Below are 18,711 nucleotides of genomic sequence, written 5' to 3'. Positions count from 1 at the left end.
TAGATAAATTTAATGTTGTAAAAATAAACATATTGTAGTTTAATTTTTACAAAAAAAATAAATCTAAACTTTTGTTATGAATTCTTTCAATATTTTTTTTTCAAAAAAGATTGCGTTTTTAATCTTTTTATTTCCGTTTTTTTTAAAAGGACAAACGGTAGAAACTAATGCTCAAAGCGAGATAAAATATCCACAGTTTAAAGTTCAGGGACTTTTTCAAGGACGATATTTAAGTGGTTTTACGCATGGAGTAGATGCGGTAACGGGACTGCAGCATGCAAATGGTGATGCGGTCGAAGATACTTTTGATATTAAAAGAATGCGCTTGGGACTTACAACTAAATTAGGAGAGGGATTTGATATTGTCGTACTGGCTAATTTTGCCGATTTTAAATCAGATCCTAAAGGAAAAGTTTTAGAAAATGCTTTTGCAAGATACACTTTTAGTAAAAGCATTGGTATTATGGCGGGTCAGTTTAGACCTGCTTTTGGAATCGAGGAATTAAATCCTGCCGATATTCTTCGATCATTCGATTACTCTAATCAATACACTGAATTTGGGAACAATGGCTGGGCAAGCTTTCAAATTGGAGCTTCTGTATTTGGAAGTTTTAATCTTGGTAAACTGCCAGTTAGTTATGCCTTTTCTGCCGTAAATGGCAACGGAAGAAATCAGGCATCAGACAAAGACAATGGCAAGCTATACTCTTCTCGTTTTGCTTTCGAATTAGATAAAAAACACAATATTAATTTGGGAATCAATGGCGGTATTGGTGAAGTTTTTACTACCAAAGTTTTTGCGGTTGCATTGGATTTTACAGCCGACTTTAAGTTGGCAGATAAACTAATATTCCAAACGCAGCTTGAAGCAAAACAAGGAATCAATCATTATATGTATTACTCTTTAGCTGCAGATTCAAGAACTGGAAATATTAATGATTATGAAATGCGAGGTGCTTATTTCTTACCCAATTTAAGGTATGAGATTAAATACCAAAAATTAACTGCCATAGAATTTTCATGCCGTTACGAATATTTTGACAGAAGTTTTAAAATCAATTCAAATGCCAGACAGACTTATACGCCTATGGCGGGTTTAGAATTTGGAAAAGGGTATACAGGACGTATCGAAATGGGAATGCAATTTGACAATTATAAGCGAAATATAGCAAATACTACTGCATACGATAATAACTTATTTATCATTCAGTTTCAAGGCAGATTTTTCTAAACAAACTATTAAAACTATATAATCATGAAAGAAATTAATATAAAAAATTCACTTATTACAGTTGTAATAGGATTGGTAATTTGGTTTATTCCTACGCCAAAAGGGCTTTCGCCAGAAGCATGGCATTTGTTTGCCATTTTTATCTCAACCATTATTGGTATTATTCTAAAAGCAGCCCCAATGGGTACAATGTGTATGATTGCCGTAGCCATAACCGCTTTTACTCAGGTTTTGGCACCGGAAAGTGCCGGAGATTCTATAACACTCGCTTTAGGAGGTTTTGGAAATAAGGTAATCTGGCTTATTGGGATTTCGTTTTTTATTGCCAGAGGTTTTATAAAAACCGGACTTGGTAATCGAATTGCTTTTTTATTCATTAAAATATTCGGGAAAAGTTCTTTAGGATTAGCCTATGGTTTGGGATTGGCAGATTTGGTTTTAGCACCTGTAGTGCCAAGTAATACAGCAAGAGGAGGCGGTATTATTTACCCGATTATGAAAGCAATGTCCATGAACTTTGGTTCGGATCCTGATAAACCTGAAACACGCAGAAAACTTGGTGCTTATCTTACATTAAGCAGTTATAATGTAAATTTAATTGCTTCGTCTATGTTTTTAACCGGAACGGCTAGTAACCCGATGTGTCAAAAATTTGCTGAAAATTTAGGAATTCATATTTCGTGGACTTCATGGGCGATTGCGGCATTAGTTCCGGGGTTGGTTTCTTTCTTTACAATTCCTTTTCTGCTGTATAAAATTTATCCTCCAGAACTAAAGAAAACCAGTGACGCAACAAAAATTGCCGGAGAAAAGCTGAAGGAAATGGGAGAAATTACAAAAAACGAATGGCTGATGCTTCTTACGTTTGGTATTTTACTTTTTCTTTGGATGACGGGTGATTTGTTTTCAATTGATGCCACGACAACAGCTTTTATAGGATTAGTTGTTTTATTATTGACATCGGTTTTAACTTGGGAAGATGTAAAAGCCGAAAAAGGAGCCTGGGATACCATTGTATGGTTTGCTGTTTTGGTTATGATGGCGAGTTCACTGGATAAATTAGGTTTTATAGGATGGTTTAGCGAAATCGTAAAAGGACAAATGATTGGTATGAGCTGGCCATTAGCCTTTATCATTATTATTGCGGTATATTTCTTTAGCCATTACATTTTTGCCAGTGCAACAGCTCACGTAGCAGCTATGTATGCAGCACTGCTGGCTGTAGGAGTATCATTGGGCGTTCCGGGATTATTTCTTGCTTTTATGTTAGGATTTATTGGTTCGCTTTATGGAACGTTAACGCATTACGGACATGGTCCTGCGCCGGTATTTTTTGGCAGCGGTTATGTAGATTTAAAAAGCTGGTGGGTTAAAGGACTTATTACAGGACTTGCAATGCTCCTTATTTATTTGGTGATAGGCGGTTTGTGGTTAAATGTTTTGGGATATGTAAATTAGAGAATTCAGTAAAAGTACAAAAGCACAAGAAATTTCACTCTTGTGCTTTTTTGTTTTTAAGTTTCTTTTAAAACTGATTTCTTTTTAAAATATAAAGCAATATAAGCGGCAATTGCACAAACGACTCCTATAATAATCATGTTCCATATTGCTCCGGTAGTTTGCGATAAAGTTCCGTTTTCAATTATTAATATTCTAAAGGTTTTTAGGAAATGAGTCAGCGGAATAACATTTGCAATAGCCTGTACGGCTTGTGGCATTTGGCTTAAAGGCCAGGTAAAACCGCTTAAAATAAAACTTGGAGTAGCAATTACCATTAAAATCTCAGTTGCTTTAAGCTGACTCGGAACCAATATGCTTACCATTATGCCTATAAATGCAACAGAAAGTACAAATATACCGGCAATGAAAGTGAGCGGAAGCAGGTTTTCGTAAAAAGGAAGTCGGAACCATAAAGTAAAAAGCCAGTAAATCAGCCAGATTCCAAAACTCATAATCATATAAGGGATAATTTTTACAGCCAATAATTTTAAAATAGAAGGACATCTGTTTACTAAATCTTTAAAAGTTCCGTTTTCAAATTCTGAAGCAAACGAAAGAGCTAATCCTAATAAAAGAACTTGCTGCAGTACCGTTGCCAAAACACCCGGCCAAAGAAAATACATATAGTTGGTGCTTCGGTTGTATTTTTTGATGAAAGTGGTTTTAAAAGGTTCGTATTGTGATGCCAGTAAATTTTCAGGAACACCTTGTTTTCTTAAAGTTTCGATTTGAACACCGGCTTTTAAAGTTCCTAAACAAACTTGTATAGCCGTTGAGGCATAATTGGCTGTTAAAACATTAGAGGTATTTACAATCGTTGTAATTTCAGGATACTTCTTGGTAAGCGTCATTTTCTCGAAATCCTTAGGAATAATCACAACACAAGCCGCTTCTTTTTGAATAGCAATCTGCGAAAGATTATTTTGGTCGTATCGAAGAGATGCTATGGAAAGGACTTCGTTGTCTTCAAACATCTGAATCGCTTTTGAGCTCAGTTCAGACCGATCCTGATCTACCACAATTATGGGTAAATCGGTTACCTTACCTTTTCCATAAACATAACCCAATAAAACACCATATAAAATGGGCGCTCCAATAAATAACAATCGGAGCACATTATTACTCCAAAATAATCGGAATTCCCGTTTAAGCAATGAAAAGAAATTTCGCATAGTTAAAGAGATAAGGTAACGGTTGTTTTTGTAATGAGATCTTTTGTTTCGTTTAAATTAGAAGGAGTTATTTTGATTTCGAATAAACTTTCCTGCATTTCGTAATCTGGATACGCTGTTGCAATATTACCGTAGGCTCCTAATTGTTTTATGGTAGAAATAGTTCCTTTGATATCTTCTTTCTTATAAGGAACGTGGACTGTGATTTCCTGACCTTTTTTAAATTTTTCTAATTGGTTTTCGGCTATTGTAAAACGAAAATAAATGCTGTTATCGATATAGCCATTAAATAAGGTATAACCAGGCAGGGCAAGTTCTCCCAAATTTAGTGTAATGGTTTCGATACTCATGTTTTGAGGTGCAATCACGTAACGTTCCTGATTTGCAGTTTCTACTTCCTGTAAGGCGCCGAGTGCTCGGTCCTGCTGTCCTAAAGCCATTGTCTGCTGTTCAATGCGTGCCCCTTTTTTTGCGTCGTCCAATTCGGCGATTACAGCATTGTATTGTGCTTGTGCTCCTTGGTATTTGGCAAAAGTTTCATCGTAGGTTTGCTGTGATATCAAAGAATCTTTAAGCATATTGGTTAATCGTTTAATCGATTTTTGTGCAAATTCATATTGTTCTTTTAATCCCATTTTTTTTGCTTCCAGCTGTTTGATTTGGTTTTCGGTTGCTCCTTTTACCGCCATTTTATATTGTGCTTTTGCAGCTATTACGGCACCTTCGGCCTGACTTTTTTTAGCATCAACTTCTGGAATATCAAGAATTGCAAGCGTGTCTCCTTTTTGAACAAGATCTCCTTCTTTTACAAAGATTTTTAAAATTTTGCCGGGAACTTTGCTAACCACCGCTATTTGTTCTTTTTCTATTTTTCCCTGAATTACATTGGCTTTCTTATCTTTCTGACAGCTGATAAAAACGAGAATTAGACTGAATATGATAATTGCTTTTTTCATAAATAGAATCTTTTATTTAGATAATTTTTTTGACAAATCTCCAGTGGCGATAATAGTTTCAATAGCTGATAAACGCTGATCAATTAAGGTAGTAGTTTTGTTTACCGATGCTTTATAAGAGTCGTTTTCGGCTTCCAGACGTTCCGAAATATTGATTAAACCTTCTTTGTATTGTTTAATGGCAAGATTTAAGTTATTGTCGGCTACTTTTTCCTGTTGTTGGGTAATATCAATTTTTTGAGTTAAAACGGTATAATCAACAAGGTTTTTTTCCAGAAGCAGTTCTAGTTTTTCTTTCGTATCGTCAATTTGGTTTTGAACCTGTTCGATGTTTATTTTGGCTTCGTGAACTTTGTGTTTTCTTTCAAAGCCCGAAAAAACTTCCCATTTCATTGCGGCACCAACAACCCAGTTATTGCTTATGGTTAATTCGTTTAAACCTAAATATAGCGCTTGATTTATTCCGGTTATAATAGGCGTCGTGGCATTGGCATCAAACAAACTTGAATACGAAACTCCTCCAAAAGCCCCCAAAGTTGGCAGGTAAGTTCCTTTTTCTTTTTTTAATAAATATTCGTAAGCCGTTTTAAACGATTCCAGTGCTTTTATTTCCTGTTTGTTTTGAGTGGTTAGTTTTTCATCGGCAATTAAATAAGGAACTAAATTGTATTGCACACTTTCGATTTCGCTGACAGAATAACCGGTCAGGTATTGAATTTTTTTATAAACTAATTTTCGTTTTCCGTCCAGTTCAATTTTTTTAGAAGCCAATTCTAAAGAAGCGAGCTTGATTTTGTCTCTGTCATACGGAACTGCAAGTCCTTGTTCTATGGCTTTTGTTACTCGTTTGGTTTCGGTATTCAATCTGTTTTCGCTTTCCTGTATCAATTTGTCGATTTGTTTTAAAAGTTCAAGCTGATCAAAAGTGTTGATGACATCCTTTATAATTTGATCCTTTTCAGATTCTTTTAAAAATGCAGTTCCTTTGGTTTTTTCTTTTACAGCTTTGGCTCCGTTAGGAATTTGCAGACCGCTAAAAAGAACGGTTTTTGCCATTACGCTTCCATTAAAAATGTTTCCGTAATTTTTAAAAGCAGTTTTTCCATCAAACAATGGATAGTTTACAATAGGAATGGTAGCGGTAGGAAGATCAACGGTTAGTTTATTGTCAAAATAAGAGTAAAGCGCACTGGCTTCGACCGTTGGAATGTATTTATTCCAAATACCTTTTTCCTGCAAGTTTAACTTTTCAATGTCTAAGTCTTTATTCTTTAACGAAATGCTTTTTTCAATTGCTTTATTTATAGCGTCTTCCAGAGTTGTAGAAACTTCGATCTGGCTGTAGCTGTAATTTAGAAAAAGAAAAAAAATGAAAATAGGTAAATGTTTTCTCATCGTAATTTTGTTTCTATAGTTGCACTAAATCTTAAACAGTTTTTTGTAAGATATTCAAAGAAAAGTTTAAAGAGCGATAAGGGGTACTTACAAAGTTAAGGATATTAATCTTACATTAAATGCTTTGCAGTAAGTAAATTGAGGGATAATTGATTGTTTTGAGAATGTTTTGAAGATATTTTTTATTAAGAATAGAAAGTTATATAACGATGTTAAATTCTTACGTTTTTTTTATACCTTAGTCATCCTAATTCTATTAAACTAATTATTAATATGAAAAAGAGTATTTTATTTTTTGCTATTTTAATGACGGGTTTATTTAGTTCTCCTGTGTTTTCTCAAACAGATGATGAGCCAGTTGCCTTGGGTCTGCCGGGAGATAATCTTAATTTATATGCTGTTTTGGATATTTTTCAAAAATCAAAAACTTTAGAAGATTTTGAAAAAGCATTAAACGATCCGGATAATAAGGTTAATAATTTAGATTTAAATAATGACGGAGAAATCGATTATTTAGAAGTAGAAAGCCAAAAAAAAGGGAATACGCACGTAATTGTGATTCAGGCTGCTATAAATAATGTCGAAACGCAGGATGTCGCTGTAATTGAAGTTGATAAAGATAAAAAGAATAATATTCATGTTCAGGCCATTGGCGATGAAGATTTGTATGGCAAAAATTATATTGTAGAACCTGCAAATACTAGTGCCGGAACACCAAATCCCGGTTATAAAGGAGACGCGACTGTAATTGTGAATAACAATACAACTAACAATTATAATACAACCACTAATCCAAGTTATGTAAGCACAAGTGTGAGTGCCTGGCCGGTAGTATTATTTTTATTTTCACCAGTATATGTGGTGTATAGATCGCCATGGCATTGGGGTTATTATCCTCCGTACTGGCGTCCTTGGCGTCCGGTTTATTACCATGATTATTGGGGATACCACGGACATTATTACAGAAGTCCTTATTATAGAAGAACCGTTGTAGTGAGAAACCCAAGATACTATAACAGCTATGCTTCAAGAAGAAATACATCTGTAATAGTTAGAGATAATCGTGCTAACGGACGTTATAATACTACTTATAATGGCAGAGATTACAAAAGACCTGCGCCGGTTACAAGACCAAGCAGACCTGGAAATACGACCAGACCTGTAACACGTCCAACAAATCCATCAACAAGGCCGGGAAATACAACTCAGCCTGTAACGCGTCCAACAAATCCGTCAACAAGACCAGGAAATACAACCCAGCCAGTAACGCGTCCAACAAACCCGTCAACAAGACCGGGGAATACAACCCAGCCTGTAACGCGTCCTACAATCCCGTCAACAAGACCAGGGAATACAACCAGACCTGTAACGCCGACTAATCCGTCGACAAGACCGTCGACAAGGCCGGCAACACAACCTTCAACAAGACCCGCGGCAACGCCTAGACCTGCAAATAGCGGGTCTAACAGAAGATAGAAAATAGTAATAAAAGGCTAGTTTAGCTTAAATTTTTATAGAGCGTATGAGTAAAACTTTACACATCATATTAATTTTTGTTTTTTTAGCGGTACCGCTTTTTGTGAATGCACAGACTGATAATGCATTGACACCGGCCCCGGCAGCTTCTGAAAGCACTATTAAATATCCTCAATTTCAATTTAAAGGACTTTTACAAGCCAGATATTTAGAGAGTTTTGGGGATAATATTGATGTTTTGGGAGTTCATCATTCTACAGGAGAAGTTACTCAGAGTTCTTTTGATATAAAAAGAATGCGTGTAGGACTTAATACAAAATTAAGTGAGGCGACAGAAGTGGTAATCTTGGTTAATTTAGCCGATTTTAAATCGGATCCGAAAGGGAAAGTTCTTGAAAACGCTTATGCGAAATATACATTTAATAGATATCTGGCGTTAACAGGCGGGCAGTTCAGACCTGCTTTTGGTATTGAAGAATTGGTTCCGGTTGATATCATTAAATCATTTGATTTCTCTAATCAGTATTATGAATTTGGAAAAAACGGATGGACGAGTTTTCAAATTGGTGCTTCTGCATCAGGATCTGTTGACTTGGGTAAAATACCTTTTAGTTATGCTGTTTCTGTTTTAAACGGAAATGGTAGAAATCAGGAAATGGATAATGATAACGGAAAACAATATGCTACAAGATTAGTTTTTGGATTGTCAAAACTACATAAAATAGATCTGGGTTTAAATGGCGGAATTGGGAAAAGGTCAAATCAAAAGGTTTTTGCTGTTGGTATAGATGTTACAAGCGATTTTAAACTGACAGATAAATTTACTTTTGATCTTCAAATTGAATATAAACAAGGAACGAATCAAAATCTATATTTTACTTTGCCTCCAGAAGCTAGAACGGCTAATATTGATGATTATCAAATGCGTGGGATTTATTTTCTGCCTAATTTGAGATATCTGGTTGATTACAAAAAATTAACTTCACTGGAGTTGTCCTGCCGATTTGAATCTTTTGATAATAATTTTAAAACAAACCCCAATTTAAGAAGAACTTATACACCTATGATAAGTCTTGAATTTGGTAAAGCCTATACCGGACGTATTGAAATGGGATTTGAGATTGACAAGTATGATAAAAATGTACCTGATACATCCTATTATAATGATAACTTATTCATTATTCAGTTTCAGTGCAGACTATAATTTAATTTAATTCTTGTTTTTATGAAAGAAGTAAAAATCCCTCAAACCTTAATTACACTTGCAGTTGGAATTGCAATTTGGTTAATTCCTGCTCCAGATGGTGTTGTTATCGAAGCCTGGCATTTGTTTGCAATTTTTGTTGCAACCATTTTAGGAATCATTCTAAAAGCGGCTCCAATGGGAACCATGTGTATGATTGCCATTGCATTAACAGCCTTTACACAGGTTTTAGCACCTGGCGATCCCGGAAAATCAATAACATTGGCATTAAAAGGTTTTGGTGATAAGGTAATCTGGCTTATTGGGATTTCATTTTTTATAGCAAGAGGGTTTATAAAAACAGGTTTAGGAAACAGAATTGCCTTTTTGTTTATTCGAATATTTGGAAAAAGTTCACTTGGATTAGCTTATGGTTTAGGATTAGCCGATTTAGTATTGGCTCCGGCCGTACCGAGTAATACTGCCCGAGGCGGAGGAATTATTTATCCTATCATGAAATCAATGTCGATGAGTTTTGGCTCAATGCCGGAACAACCCGAAACACATCGAAAACTGGGGTCTTATTTAACGTTGAATTGTTACAACATGAACTTAATTGCGTCGTCAATGTTTCTTACCGGAACGGCGAGTAACCCAATGTGCCAGAAGTTTGCGCTTAATTTAGGAATTAAAATAACCTGGATGTCGTGGGCAGCAGCTGCGATTGTTCCGGGATTATGTGCATTTTTTGTAATTCCGTTTGTGTTATATAAAATTTATCCACCGGAACTTAAAAAAACTGGTGATGCACCTCAAATTGCTTCTCAAAAACTGAAAGAAATGGGGCCCATTACACGTAACGAATGGATGATGCTTTTGACTTTCTTTATTTTGTTGTTTCTCTGGATGACAGGCGATTTGTTTTCTATTGATGCTACAACCACAGCGTTTATTGGATTGGTAATTCTGCTTTTAACTTCAGTTTTAACCTGGGATGATGTAAAAGCCGAAAAAGGAGCGTGGGATACCATTGTCTGGTTCTCGGTTTTGGTAATGATGGCGAGTTCCTTGAACGAATTAGGATTTATAGGATGGTTCAGTAACGTTGTAAAAGCTCAGATTGGCGGCTTGAGCTGGCAAATGGCTTTTCCTATAATTATATTGGTGTACTTTTTCAGTCATTATCTTTTTGCAAGTGCAACAGCTCACGTGGCGGCAATGTATGCTGCGCTTTTAGGAGTTGGAGTTTCGCTTGGAATTCCAGGTCTGCTTTTAGCTTTTATGCTTGGTTTCATGGGATCGATCTACGGAACTTTAACGCATTATGGTCATGGTCCGGCTCCTGTTTTCTTTGGGAGCGGATACGTCGATTTAAAAAGCTGGTGGGTTAAAGGGTTGGTAACCGGACTGGTAATGCTTTTTATTTATATGGTAATTGGCGGATTATGGCTTTGGGTAATCGGAGATTTTTAAATCCTGATTCCTGGAGGCAATAAATCTTTGTATTTTGGATTTTTTTTGAAAAAAGCAGCAATTTTTGGGTGAATTGGAACAACTCTAAATTTTTTCTCTATGCTTAATTCCATTATATTTTTAAGCAAAGTGTCAATTACAGGTTGGTTTTCAAAATTTTCCGGGGTGTTGATTTTGGTTAAAAAAATCTTTTTTTCTTGAAAAGAATATTCAACGCTTAATAATCCTTCAGGGACTACGGTTTCAAATTGTCTTGCAAAAGTATTGTCTTTGATTTCCATAGCGGCAGTAGATTCCATATTTGTCATGTTTTTGGGGTGGATAAAAAATATTAGAAAAAGAACGATAGAATGCAGTTAGATACTGTTTTTTAAAAAGATATCTAAAATGATTATTTGGAGTACAAAGGTAATCATTTGATTTTCAATATCGAGTTATTTTAAGATCGTTTTAAGTAAGTCGCAGTTTTGTCATTTAATTTGTTTTAATATTTAATTATGGTGTAAGATTTGCTGTGCATATTATTTAAAAAAGTAAATTTAGCCCTAAATTAAAATTGGCAATTATAAACTGTATTAAAAGAAATGAGTAAAGTTCCAGTGTATTTTATGCCCGGTTTGGCGGCAAGTCCGGCGATATTCGAAAGAATCAAATTAGATGAATCTGTTTTTGAGACATGTCTTTTAGAATGGGAAATCCCGCATCCAAAAGAAGCATTGTCAGACTATGCCCTTCGAATTTCTAAAAATATAAAACACGAAAATCCTGTTTTGATTGGTGTTTCTTTTGGTGGAATTTTAGTTCAGGAAATTGCAAAACACATTAATGCCCGAAAAGTTATTATTATTTCGAGCGTAAGGAGCAATATGGAATTCCCGAGAAGAATGAAAATAGGGAAGACCACAAAAGCCTACAAGTTGATCCCAATGAAGCTGATTTTGAATATCGAAAGTCTGGCGAAATATTCTTTTGGAGAAAAAATCAATAAACGTATTAAGTTATATGAGAAGTTCCTGGCAGTTCGCGATCTAAATTATTTACAATGGGCTGTAGAATCGGTTATATTGTGGGATCGAAATAGAGTAGACGAAAATGTAATTCATATTCACGGCGATCAGGACGAAGTGTTTCCTATAAAATATATCAACAGCTGTATTATAGTAAAGGGAGGAACTCATATTATGATTCTCAGTAAGTACAAATGGCTGAATGAGAATTTGCCTTCTATTATATTGGAATCTTAATTTTCAATTTTTTAAATTCCAAATTCCAATTTTTTCGGGTTAGAATTCTTGACTAAGTTTTAAGCTTTGACAAAGGTAGCTGCGCAAAGTCATTGCGAGGAACGAAGCAACCACACTAACAAAGATATTAGCAATGAAATATCAGCTGAGATTGCTTAGTTCCTCGCAATGACAAATAAAAAATCCCAAACTCTTTTAGAATTTGGGATTTCAAATATTGTAAGTTAGAAAATTTAGATTTTCTTCATTTGTTCTTTCATCATAGAGATTTGCTCTTTCAGCATTCCCTGTTTGTCTAGTTTTTTAGCTTCGGCTAATAAATTAGTCGCTTCCAGTTTTCTGCGGCGTGACATTGCTACTCCGGCAAGGTTTAATTTTGCAACAGCTAAGTCCATATCCATAGATAGTCCAAGTTCTATTGCTTTTTTGAAATGTTTTTCAGCCTGAATCAAATTAGTCTGCGAAAGCATAATTCCGTGCAGGTAATTAAAATAACCTTGTTGTTTTCTTACTAGAGCAGTTTCAGGGTTTTTGATATATGCCAGCCATTTTTTAGCGCCTTCGAAGTCTTGTTTTCTTAATTTAAGGAAAGCTAATAAGATAAATTCATTTTTAAAATAAAGAAAAATAGGAATTGCAGACAATAATATTAAGAAGATTCCATTTCCGATTTCTTTATCGATAATCTGCCAAACGCCAGCTACTACTAGAAGTCCGGCTAGAATAAGTTTGATAATTTTGTTAAACATAATAGATGTATATTTGTGATTGCAAAGATAGTAAAAGGAATTAAAAATATTTTTATAAAACTACTTGCCAGAAAAAAAAGTCTTTGTATATTTGCACTCGGTTTTAGAATAACGATCTATAAAACCAAAAAAAGAGATATTAGATACCCATTTTAAAGATACAAAGCAATGAGCAAAAGAACATTTCAACCATCGAAAAGAAAAAGAAGAAATAAGCACGGATTTATGGACAGAATGGCTTCTGCGAATGGAAGAAAAGTTCTAGCGCGTAGAAGAGCAAAAGGAAGACATAAATTAACTGTTTCTAGCGAGCCTAGACACAAAAAATAATGTTTCTATAAACATAAATAAGGCGTTACTTTCTTAGTATCGCCTTTTTTTATACCTTGTCGGTAAAAATTTTCTCAACATTCTAGTTTATAGTACACTAAGGATGTTTTTTAAAATACTTTTATAACTACACAATACATATACAATGCCTAAAGACACATCAATAAAATCAGTTTTAATAATAGGTTCAGGACCTATTGTTATTGGTCAAGCTTGCGAATTCGATTATGCGGGATCTCAATCTGCACGTTCGATTCGTGAAGAAGGAATTGAGGTTATCTTGATTAACTCGAATCCAGCGACGATTATGACCGACCCAACTATGGCCGATCATGTTTATTTGAAACCACTAACTACAAAATCGATTATTGAAATTCTGAAGGAACATCCACAAATTGATGCTGTTTTACCTACAATGGGTGGGCAAACAGCCTTGAACTTGTGTTTGGAAGCTGAAGAAAAAGGAATCTGGCAGGATTTCGGAGTAAGATTGATTGGAGTTGATGTAAATGCAATTAATATTACAGAAGACAGAGAGCAGTTTAAACAGCTTTTAGAAAGAATTAATGTACCAACTGCACCGGCAAAAACAGCTACTTCTTACCTGGAAGGAAAAGAAATTGCACAAGAATTTGGTTTTCCTCTTGTAATTCGTCCTTCATTTACACTTGGAGGAACTGGAGCTGCAGTGGTTTATAAAAAAGAAGATTTTGATGAGCTTTTAACTCGCGGACTAGAAGCTTCTCCAATTCACGAAGTCTTAATTGACAAGGCTTTAATGGGATGGAAAGAATATGAGTTAGAGCTTTTAAGAGATAAAAACGACAATGTTGTAATTATCTGTTCTATCGAAAATATGGACCCGATGGGAATCCATACTGGAGATTCGATTACAGTGGCGCCAGCCATGACGTTATCGGATACAACTTTCCAAAAATTACGTGACTACGCTATCTTAATGATGAGAAGTATCGGAAATTTTGCCGGAGGATGTAACGTACAGTTTGCAGTTTCTCCAGACGAAAAAGAAGATATCGTAGCAATCGAGATTAACCCTCGTGTATCTCGTTCTTCTGCTTTAGCATCAAAAGCAACGGGTTATCCAATTGCAAAAATTGCTTCTAAACTGGCTTTAGGATATAATTTAGATGAATTACAAAACCAAATTACAAAATCAACTTCGGCTCTTTTTGAACCAACTTTAGATTATGTAATCGTAAAAATCCCACGTTGGAACTTCGATAAATTTGAAGGTTCAGACAGAACTTTGGGTCTTCAGATGAAATCTGTAGGTGAGGTTATGGGAATTGGACGTTCTTTCCAGGAAGCACTTCACAAAGCAACTCAATCTTTAGAGATTAAGAGAAATGGTTTAGGTGCTGACGGAAAAGGATACAAAGATTACGAATTGATTATCGATAAACTGACTCACGCAAGCTGGGACAGAGTTTTCGTAATTTATGATGCAATTGCAATGGGAATTCCGTTGAGCACGATTCACGAAATTACAAGAATCGATATGTGGTTCTTAAAACAATACGAAGAGCTTTATACTTTAGAAAAAGAAATCTCAAACTACAAAGTTTCAGATCTTCCTAAAGAATTGTTACTTGAAGCGAAACAAAAAGGTTTTGCTGACAGACAATTGGCTCACATGATGAACTGTCTGGAAAGTGAAGTGCATACTTTACGTATGGAGAAAAACATTAACCGTGTGTTCAAACTGGTTGATACTTGTGCGGCAGAGTTTAAAGCAAAAACACCTTACTACTACTCAACTTTTGAGGCTGAAATTGAAAAAGCCAATGGAGAACGTTATGTAGATAACGAAAGTGTTCTTACAGATAAAAAGAAAGTAATCGTTCTTGGTTCTGGACCAAACAGAATTGGACAAGGAATTGAATTTGATTACTCTTGTGTACACGGAGTTTTAGCAGCTAAAGAATGCGGTTACGAAACGATCATGATTAACTGTAATCCTGAAACAGTTTCTACTGACTTTGATACAGCTGATAAATTATACTTCGAGCCAGTTTTCTGGGAGCATATTTATGATATTATCCAACACGAAAAACCAGAAGGTGTAATCGTTCAGTTAGGAGGTCAGACAGCTCTTAAATTAGCAGATAAATTGTCTAAATACGGTGTAAAAATCATCGGAACAAGTTTTGACGCACTTGACTTGGCAGAAGATAGAGGAAGATTCTCAGATTTATTGACTGAATTACATATTCCTTTCCCAAGATTTGGAATCGCTGAAACAGCTGACGAAGCTTCAAAATTGGCAGATACTTTAGATTTCCCACTTTTAATTCGCCCTTCTTATGTATTAGGAGGTCAGGGAATGAAAATTGTAATCAACAAAAAAGAGTTGGAAGAGCACGTTATCGACTTGTTGAAAGCAATTCCAGGAAACAAATTATTACTAGATCACTACTTAGCGGGAGCAATCGAAGCTGAGGCAGATGCAATTTGTGATGCTGATGGAAATGTGTACATCATCGGAATTATGGAGCACATCGAGCCTTGCGGCGTTCACTCTGGAGATAGTAACGCAACATTGCCTCCTTTTAACTTAGGAGAATTTGTAATGCAGCAAATTAAAGATCATACGCATAAAATTGCAAGAGCTTTAAAAACTGTTGGTTTAATCAACATTCAGTTTGCGATTAAAGATGATACAGTATACATCATCGAGGCAAACCCAAGAGCTTCAAGAACGGTTCCGTTTATTGCAAAAGCTTACGGAGAACCTTATGTAAACTACGCTACAAAAGTAATGTTAGGTCACAATAAAGTAACTGACTTTGATTTTAACCCGCAATTAAAAGGATACGCAATCAAACAACCGGTTTTCTCTTTCAGTAAATTTCCAAATGTAAACAAAGCATTAGGGCCAGAAATGAAATCAACAGGAGAAAGCATCCTGTTTATTGATGACTTAAAAGACGATCAATTCTACGAATTGTACTCTAGAAGAAAAATGTATTTGAGTAAATAATCTCAAATTCCACCATAAAAAAGCTCCAATGAAAATTGGAGCTTTTTTGGTTTTTGGTTAGTTTTTAATATTATTCGCTTTGGCTAAAGTTCATATTGTCTCTAGTGTTTTTTTGCACCGAAATAGCACCAAACAAAGCCAGTAAAAAAGCAAAAGCATAGAAACCTTTTTCGCTTGGTAAAATTGTAGCATTCCATAATCCTACAACCAAAAGAACAATTGATAATAGGGTTCCAAACCAGCAGATTCCGTAATAAATATCGGTTACAGGAAGTTTTTCAAGTCGGTCTCTAACGCTTTTTTGCAAAGAAACAACAGCAAAAAGTCCGAACATTAAAACGGTGAAATAATATCCTTTTTCGTTTAACAGCATTTCGGCTCTGGCAAGTCCAACAATAAATCCAATTGTTCCGGCTCCAAGAGCAACCCATGATGCCGCGATAAAGGCATTTGATGTTTTTTGTATCATAATTAATTCAGGTTAATTTAAATTTTGAGATATAAGTTTTTGGTGGTTTTAAATCTCATTTTGTAAATGTAATTAAATTCAATTAAGATCAAAATAAAAATTATCACGTATAATCCTCTTAAATGACATCGTGACGCATCTACCCATGTTCATGCTTTGCGTAGACGCACTGCTGTGCGTCTCTACGATATGCTTTGTGTTATATGCGCTGTGCGATATGATCTGTGTAATTTGTTTGTTGGATAATATATAATTAATTCATCCCAATTTTCCGTAGAGACGCACCGCAGTGCGTCTACGTCTAGTATCCATGATATGTTTAAAACAAAAAAAGCTCCAATAATGGAGCTTTAATCATTTATAAAGTAAGGTAAGATGTTTTTATTTAATTAACTGCTGCAAAGGTTTCAGTTGTTCCATGTCAATTTTTGATTCTTTCAAAACGGACATAAGTGTCATAATATTGTTCGGATTCATATTGTTTCCTAAAACACGAACAACAGCAAAACCATTCTCTTTTCGGTTGGCGAAAACGATAAATTCTTTTATGTTATCATCTGGGCCAACATAGCTGATAGAGGCGCCGTCTTTACCGGAACCAAATTTCATTAATTCCTGATATTTTGGATCTTTTAATATAGCCGAAACCTTTTTGCGTTCAATTTCGAATTCTGCCTGATTTTTATCGTTAGCTTTAAAGGCCAGGATATTCATTTTGTCGAATGAATTTATCGCTTCTTTTTGTTCTGCTGATAGTTTTGTCGCTTCTAGATTTAAAATACTAGGCGAAACATCAACGGCAATAAAATCTTTCTTGTCTGTATTTTCGACAAAATATTTTTGCAATGAAGGTTCAGAATTACAACTCACAAAAGTTAGTAATGCTAAAATGGCTGTGGTAAAAACGGTTGCTTTCATGATTATTTTTTGCCTTTAGAAGCTTTTTTTAAGTCAGAACCGCCCGGAAGCTGCATTTTGTCTGTTAGTACTGAGATTTCATTTAAATCAAAATTACCCGTAAGAGACAATAAAACAGTTTCGTCGTTTTTAGCACCATCAACAAACATCAACAATTCTTTGATTTGTGTATCTGTTGCTCCTGATTTTACCATTATTTTGACATTTTTGCCGCTATCGTTTACACGCATTAATTCTTCTAATCCGGCAGTTTTTATGTATTTATCTGCAGAGGCTTTCATGTCGGCTTCAACTTTAGGGTTTTTTGTTGTAAACACTTTTAAATAGTCTAATTTTTTAATTAAGTTAATGTATTGCTGTGTTTCTTTATCAGAAGCATCAACTTTTACTTTACTCATTAAATCAAACATTTTTTTGTTTACAATTACTGATGTTACATCGTCCTGACCATCAAATTTGTCAAAAGCGCTTTGTGCATAAAAAGCTTGTGTAACGAATGCGAAAACTAGAGTTATGATGAAATTTTTCATTTTATTTAATTTACTGTTTAAAAATTTTGTTTTTTGATTGTTCATATTCTTTAATGTATTGTACACTTTCAATACCTACATTAACATTGTTCGACAATAAGGCCAAAGCTTTTTGTGTTGCGGCCAGCGCTTCTTCCGGATTGTCGTAGGTTCCTAGTTCTGATTGGGCTGTAATCGGAGTTGTTTTTTCGCCTGCAAAAAAATAGGTTCCAATTCCCAGCAAAACAACAACTGAAGCAGCAATCGATAACCACACTACATTTCGTTTCTTAGTTTTTAGTGGAAGTTCCTGCGTTGATTTTTGTTGTTTTACCTGAGAGAAATAACCAAAAATTGGTTTGTACTGCTCCAAATGCTGCGCAACATCTGACGAAGAAAAATATTCTTTTAATTGATTTTCTTCAGCAATAGTAGTTTCTCCCTGAAAGTATTTTTCTAATATATTTTCTATTTTATCTAATTCCATAACTGTGTGCATTTACCATTGATTCTCTTATTTTTTTTCTCGCTCTCGAAAGTGCTACCCTGATTGCAGTTTCGTTCATATTAACAATTTTTGCAATTTCTTCAAATTCATACTGTTCTACATCTCGCAGCTGAATTAAAATTTGAAGTTGTTCCGGCAGCTGATTTATAATTTTTTCAACCCATTCTAAACTATTAGCATCTTCTAGTTTTTTGTCTAATTGCGGCTCCCGATCTGTATAATTATTATGAACTATCTGCAGATTTCCGGCTCTTTTAGATTTTAATTGATCCAGACAATAATTTTTTGTCATCGTCATTGCCAATGCTTCTACACTATTATAAGTGTCCAGATTCTCTTTTTTACTCCATAATTTCACCATTACTTCCTGAGTAGCATCTTCGGCCTCTTCGGTACTGGTAAGCAATCGTTTTGCCAGACGAAAAACTTTGTCTTTAAAAGGATTAACTAATTCTATAAACACATTCTGGTTCATAAATTAAAAGGTTATTCGTTAGCTTATATAGTCAAGACGAACCACAATTATTTTTGTTACAGGAATTTTGTAAAATTTTTTAATTAAAAATAATAATTGTTAAAACTAAAGGTAGTATTTTT

At 34.9% G+C, this 18,711-nt stretch carries 18 protein-coding genes; 8 read left to right on the top strand and 10 right to left on the bottom strand.

Annotated elements, in window-relative coordinates; all coding sequences use genetic code 11:
- Positions 1-76: 76 nt before the first annotated feature.
- Positions 77-1,231, top strand: coding sequence for a porin (locus AC1RRQ_RS18920; protein ID WP_493024567.1), 1,155 nt, complete (start codon positions 77-79; stop codon positions 1,229-1,231).
- Positions 1,232-1,255: 24 nt separating this feature from the next.
- Positions 1,256-2,689 carry an anion permease gene (locus AC1RRQ_RS18915; protein WP_493024566.1) on the top strand — a complete coding sequence of 478 codons (1,434 nt, stop codon included), beginning with the start codon at positions 1,256-1,258 and terminating at the stop codon, positions 2,687-2,689.
- A 56-nt stretch (positions 2,690-2,745) separates the two neighbouring features.
- On the opposite strand, the gene AC1RRQ_RS18910 is transcribed toward AC1RRQ_RS18915, so the two are convergent.
- The 3 genes from AC1RRQ_RS18910 to AC1RRQ_RS18900 are packed head-to-tail and all read right to left on the bottom strand — an operon-like array spanning position 2,746 to position 6,254.
- Positions 2,746-3,903, bottom strand: coding sequence for an ABC transporter permease (locus AC1RRQ_RS18910; RefSeq protein ID WP_493024565.1), 1,158 nt, complete (start codon positions 3,901-3,903; stop codon positions 2,746-2,748).
- Positions 3,904-3,905: 2 nt separating this feature from the next.
- Entirely contained in the window at positions 3,906-4,859 is a 954-nt protein-coding gene (locus AC1RRQ_RS18905) for an HlyD family secretion protein (protein WP_493024564.1), read from the bottom strand.
- A 12-nt stretch (positions 4,860-4,871) separates the two neighbouring features.
- Positions 4,872-6,254 carry a TolC family protein gene (locus AC1RRQ_RS18900; RefSeq protein WP_493024563.1) on the bottom strand — a complete coding sequence of 461 codons (1,383 nt, stop codon included), beginning with the start codon at positions 6,252-6,254 and terminating at the stop codon, positions 4,872-4,874.
- Positions 6,255-6,527: 273 nt separating this feature from the next.
- On the opposite strand from AC1RRQ_RS18900, the gene AC1RRQ_RS18895 reads away from it, so the two are divergent.
- The 3 genes from AC1RRQ_RS18895 to AC1RRQ_RS18885 are packed head-to-tail and all read left to right on the top strand — an operon-like array spanning position 6,528 to position 10,386.
- Positions 6,528-7,730 carry a hypothetical protein gene (locus AC1RRQ_RS18895; protein ID WP_493024562.1) on the top strand — a complete coding sequence of 401 codons (1,203 nt, stop codon included), beginning with the start codon at positions 6,528-6,530 and terminating at the stop codon, positions 7,728-7,730.
- 46 nt (positions 7,731-7,776) lie between these two features.
- Positions 7,777-8,934, top strand: a complete 1,158-nt coding sequence (locus AC1RRQ_RS18890) for a porin (protein WP_493024561.1) — start codon at positions 7,777-7,779, stop codon at positions 8,932-8,934.
- Positions 8,935-8,955: 21 nt separating this feature from the next.
- Entirely contained in the window at positions 8,956-10,386 is a 1,431-nt protein-coding gene (locus tag AC1RRQ_RS18885; protein ID WP_493024560.1) for an anion permease, read from the top strand.
- On the opposite strand, the gene AC1RRQ_RS18880 is transcribed toward AC1RRQ_RS18885, so the two are convergent.
- Complete coding sequence (locus AC1RRQ_RS18880; RefSeq protein ID WP_493024559.1) at positions 10,383-10,694, bottom strand: GNAT family N-acetyltransferase; 312 nt, start codon at positions 10,692-10,694, stop codon at positions 10,383-10,385. The genes AC1RRQ_RS18885 and AC1RRQ_RS18880 overlap by 4 nt on opposite strands.
- A 276-nt stretch (positions 10,695-10,970) precedes the next feature.
- Between AC1RRQ_RS18880 and AC1RRQ_RS18875 the strand changes: the two genes are divergently transcribed.
- Positions 10,971-11,630 carry an alpha/beta hydrolase gene (locus AC1RRQ_RS18875; protein ID WP_493024558.1) on the top strand — a complete coding sequence of 220 codons (660 nt, stop codon included), beginning with the start codon at positions 10,971-10,973 and terminating at the stop codon, positions 11,628-11,630.
- A 233-nt stretch (positions 11,631-11,863) separates the two neighbouring features.
- Here the strand turns inward: AC1RRQ_RS18875 and AC1RRQ_RS18870 are convergent, their stop codons facing one another.
- On the bottom strand, positions 11,864-12,379 hold the full coding sequence (locus AC1RRQ_RS18870; RefSeq protein WP_071634972.1) for a hypothetical protein: 516 nt from the start codon (positions 12,377-12,379) through the stop codon (positions 11,864-11,866).
- A 168-nt stretch (positions 12,380-12,547) separates the two neighbouring features.
- Between AC1RRQ_RS18870 and rpmH the strand changes: the two genes are divergently transcribed.
- Entirely contained in the window at positions 12,548-12,709 is a 162-nt protein-coding gene (gene rpmH / locus AC1RRQ_RS18865; protein ID WP_008464848.1) for a 50S ribosomal protein L34, read from the top strand.
- Positions 12,710-12,854: 145 nt separating this feature from the next.
- Positions 12,855-15,710 (top strand): carbamoyl-phosphate synthase large subunit, encoded by a 2,856-nt coding sequence (carB, locus tag AC1RRQ_RS18860; protein ID WP_493024557.1) that lies wholly within the window; start codon positions 12,855-12,857, stop codon positions 15,708-15,710.
- Positions 15,711-15,780: 70 nt separating this feature from the next.
- On the opposite strand, the gene yiaA is transcribed toward carB, so the two are convergent.
- From yiaA to AC1RRQ_RS18835, 5 genes are all read right to left on the bottom strand, one after another.
- Positions 15,781-16,179, bottom strand: a complete 399-nt coding sequence (gene yiaA, locus AC1RRQ_RS18855; RefSeq protein WP_493024556.1) for an inner membrane protein YiaA — start codon at positions 16,177-16,179, stop codon at positions 15,781-15,783.
- A 381-nt stretch (positions 16,180-16,560) separates the two neighbouring features.
- Positions 16,561-17,097, bottom strand: coding sequence for a GFO_1091 family lipoprotein (locus tag AC1RRQ_RS18850; protein ID WP_493024555.1), 537 nt, complete (start codon positions 17,095-17,097; stop codon positions 16,561-16,563).
- Positions 17,098-17,099: 2 nt separating this feature from the next.
- On the bottom strand, positions 17,100-17,627 hold the full coding sequence (locus AC1RRQ_RS18845; RefSeq protein WP_493024554.1) for a GFO_1090 family protein: 528 nt from the start codon (positions 17,625-17,627) through the stop codon (positions 17,100-17,102).
- A 10-nt stretch (positions 17,628-17,637) separates the two neighbouring features.
- Positions 17,638-18,093 carry a PG0215 family putative anti-sigma factor gene (locus tag AC1RRQ_RS18840; protein WP_493024553.1) on the bottom strand — a complete coding sequence of 152 codons (456 nt, stop codon included), beginning with the start codon at positions 18,091-18,093 and terminating at the stop codon, positions 17,638-17,640.
- Positions 18,080-18,589 (bottom strand): GFO_1088 family ECF-type sigma factor, encoded by a 510-nt coding sequence (locus AC1RRQ_RS18835; protein WP_493024552.1) that lies wholly within the window; start codon positions 18,587-18,589, stop codon positions 18,080-18,082. Before AC1RRQ_RS18835 ends, AC1RRQ_RS18840 begins: the two co-directional genes overlap by 14 nt.
- Between the last annotated feature and the right edge of the window lie 122 nt (positions 18,590-18,711).

The sequence above is a fragment of the Flavobacterium sp. GW821-FHT12A05 genome (assembly GCF_058807735.1).
This window is presented reverse-complemented; position numbering and strand designations above follow the sequence as displayed.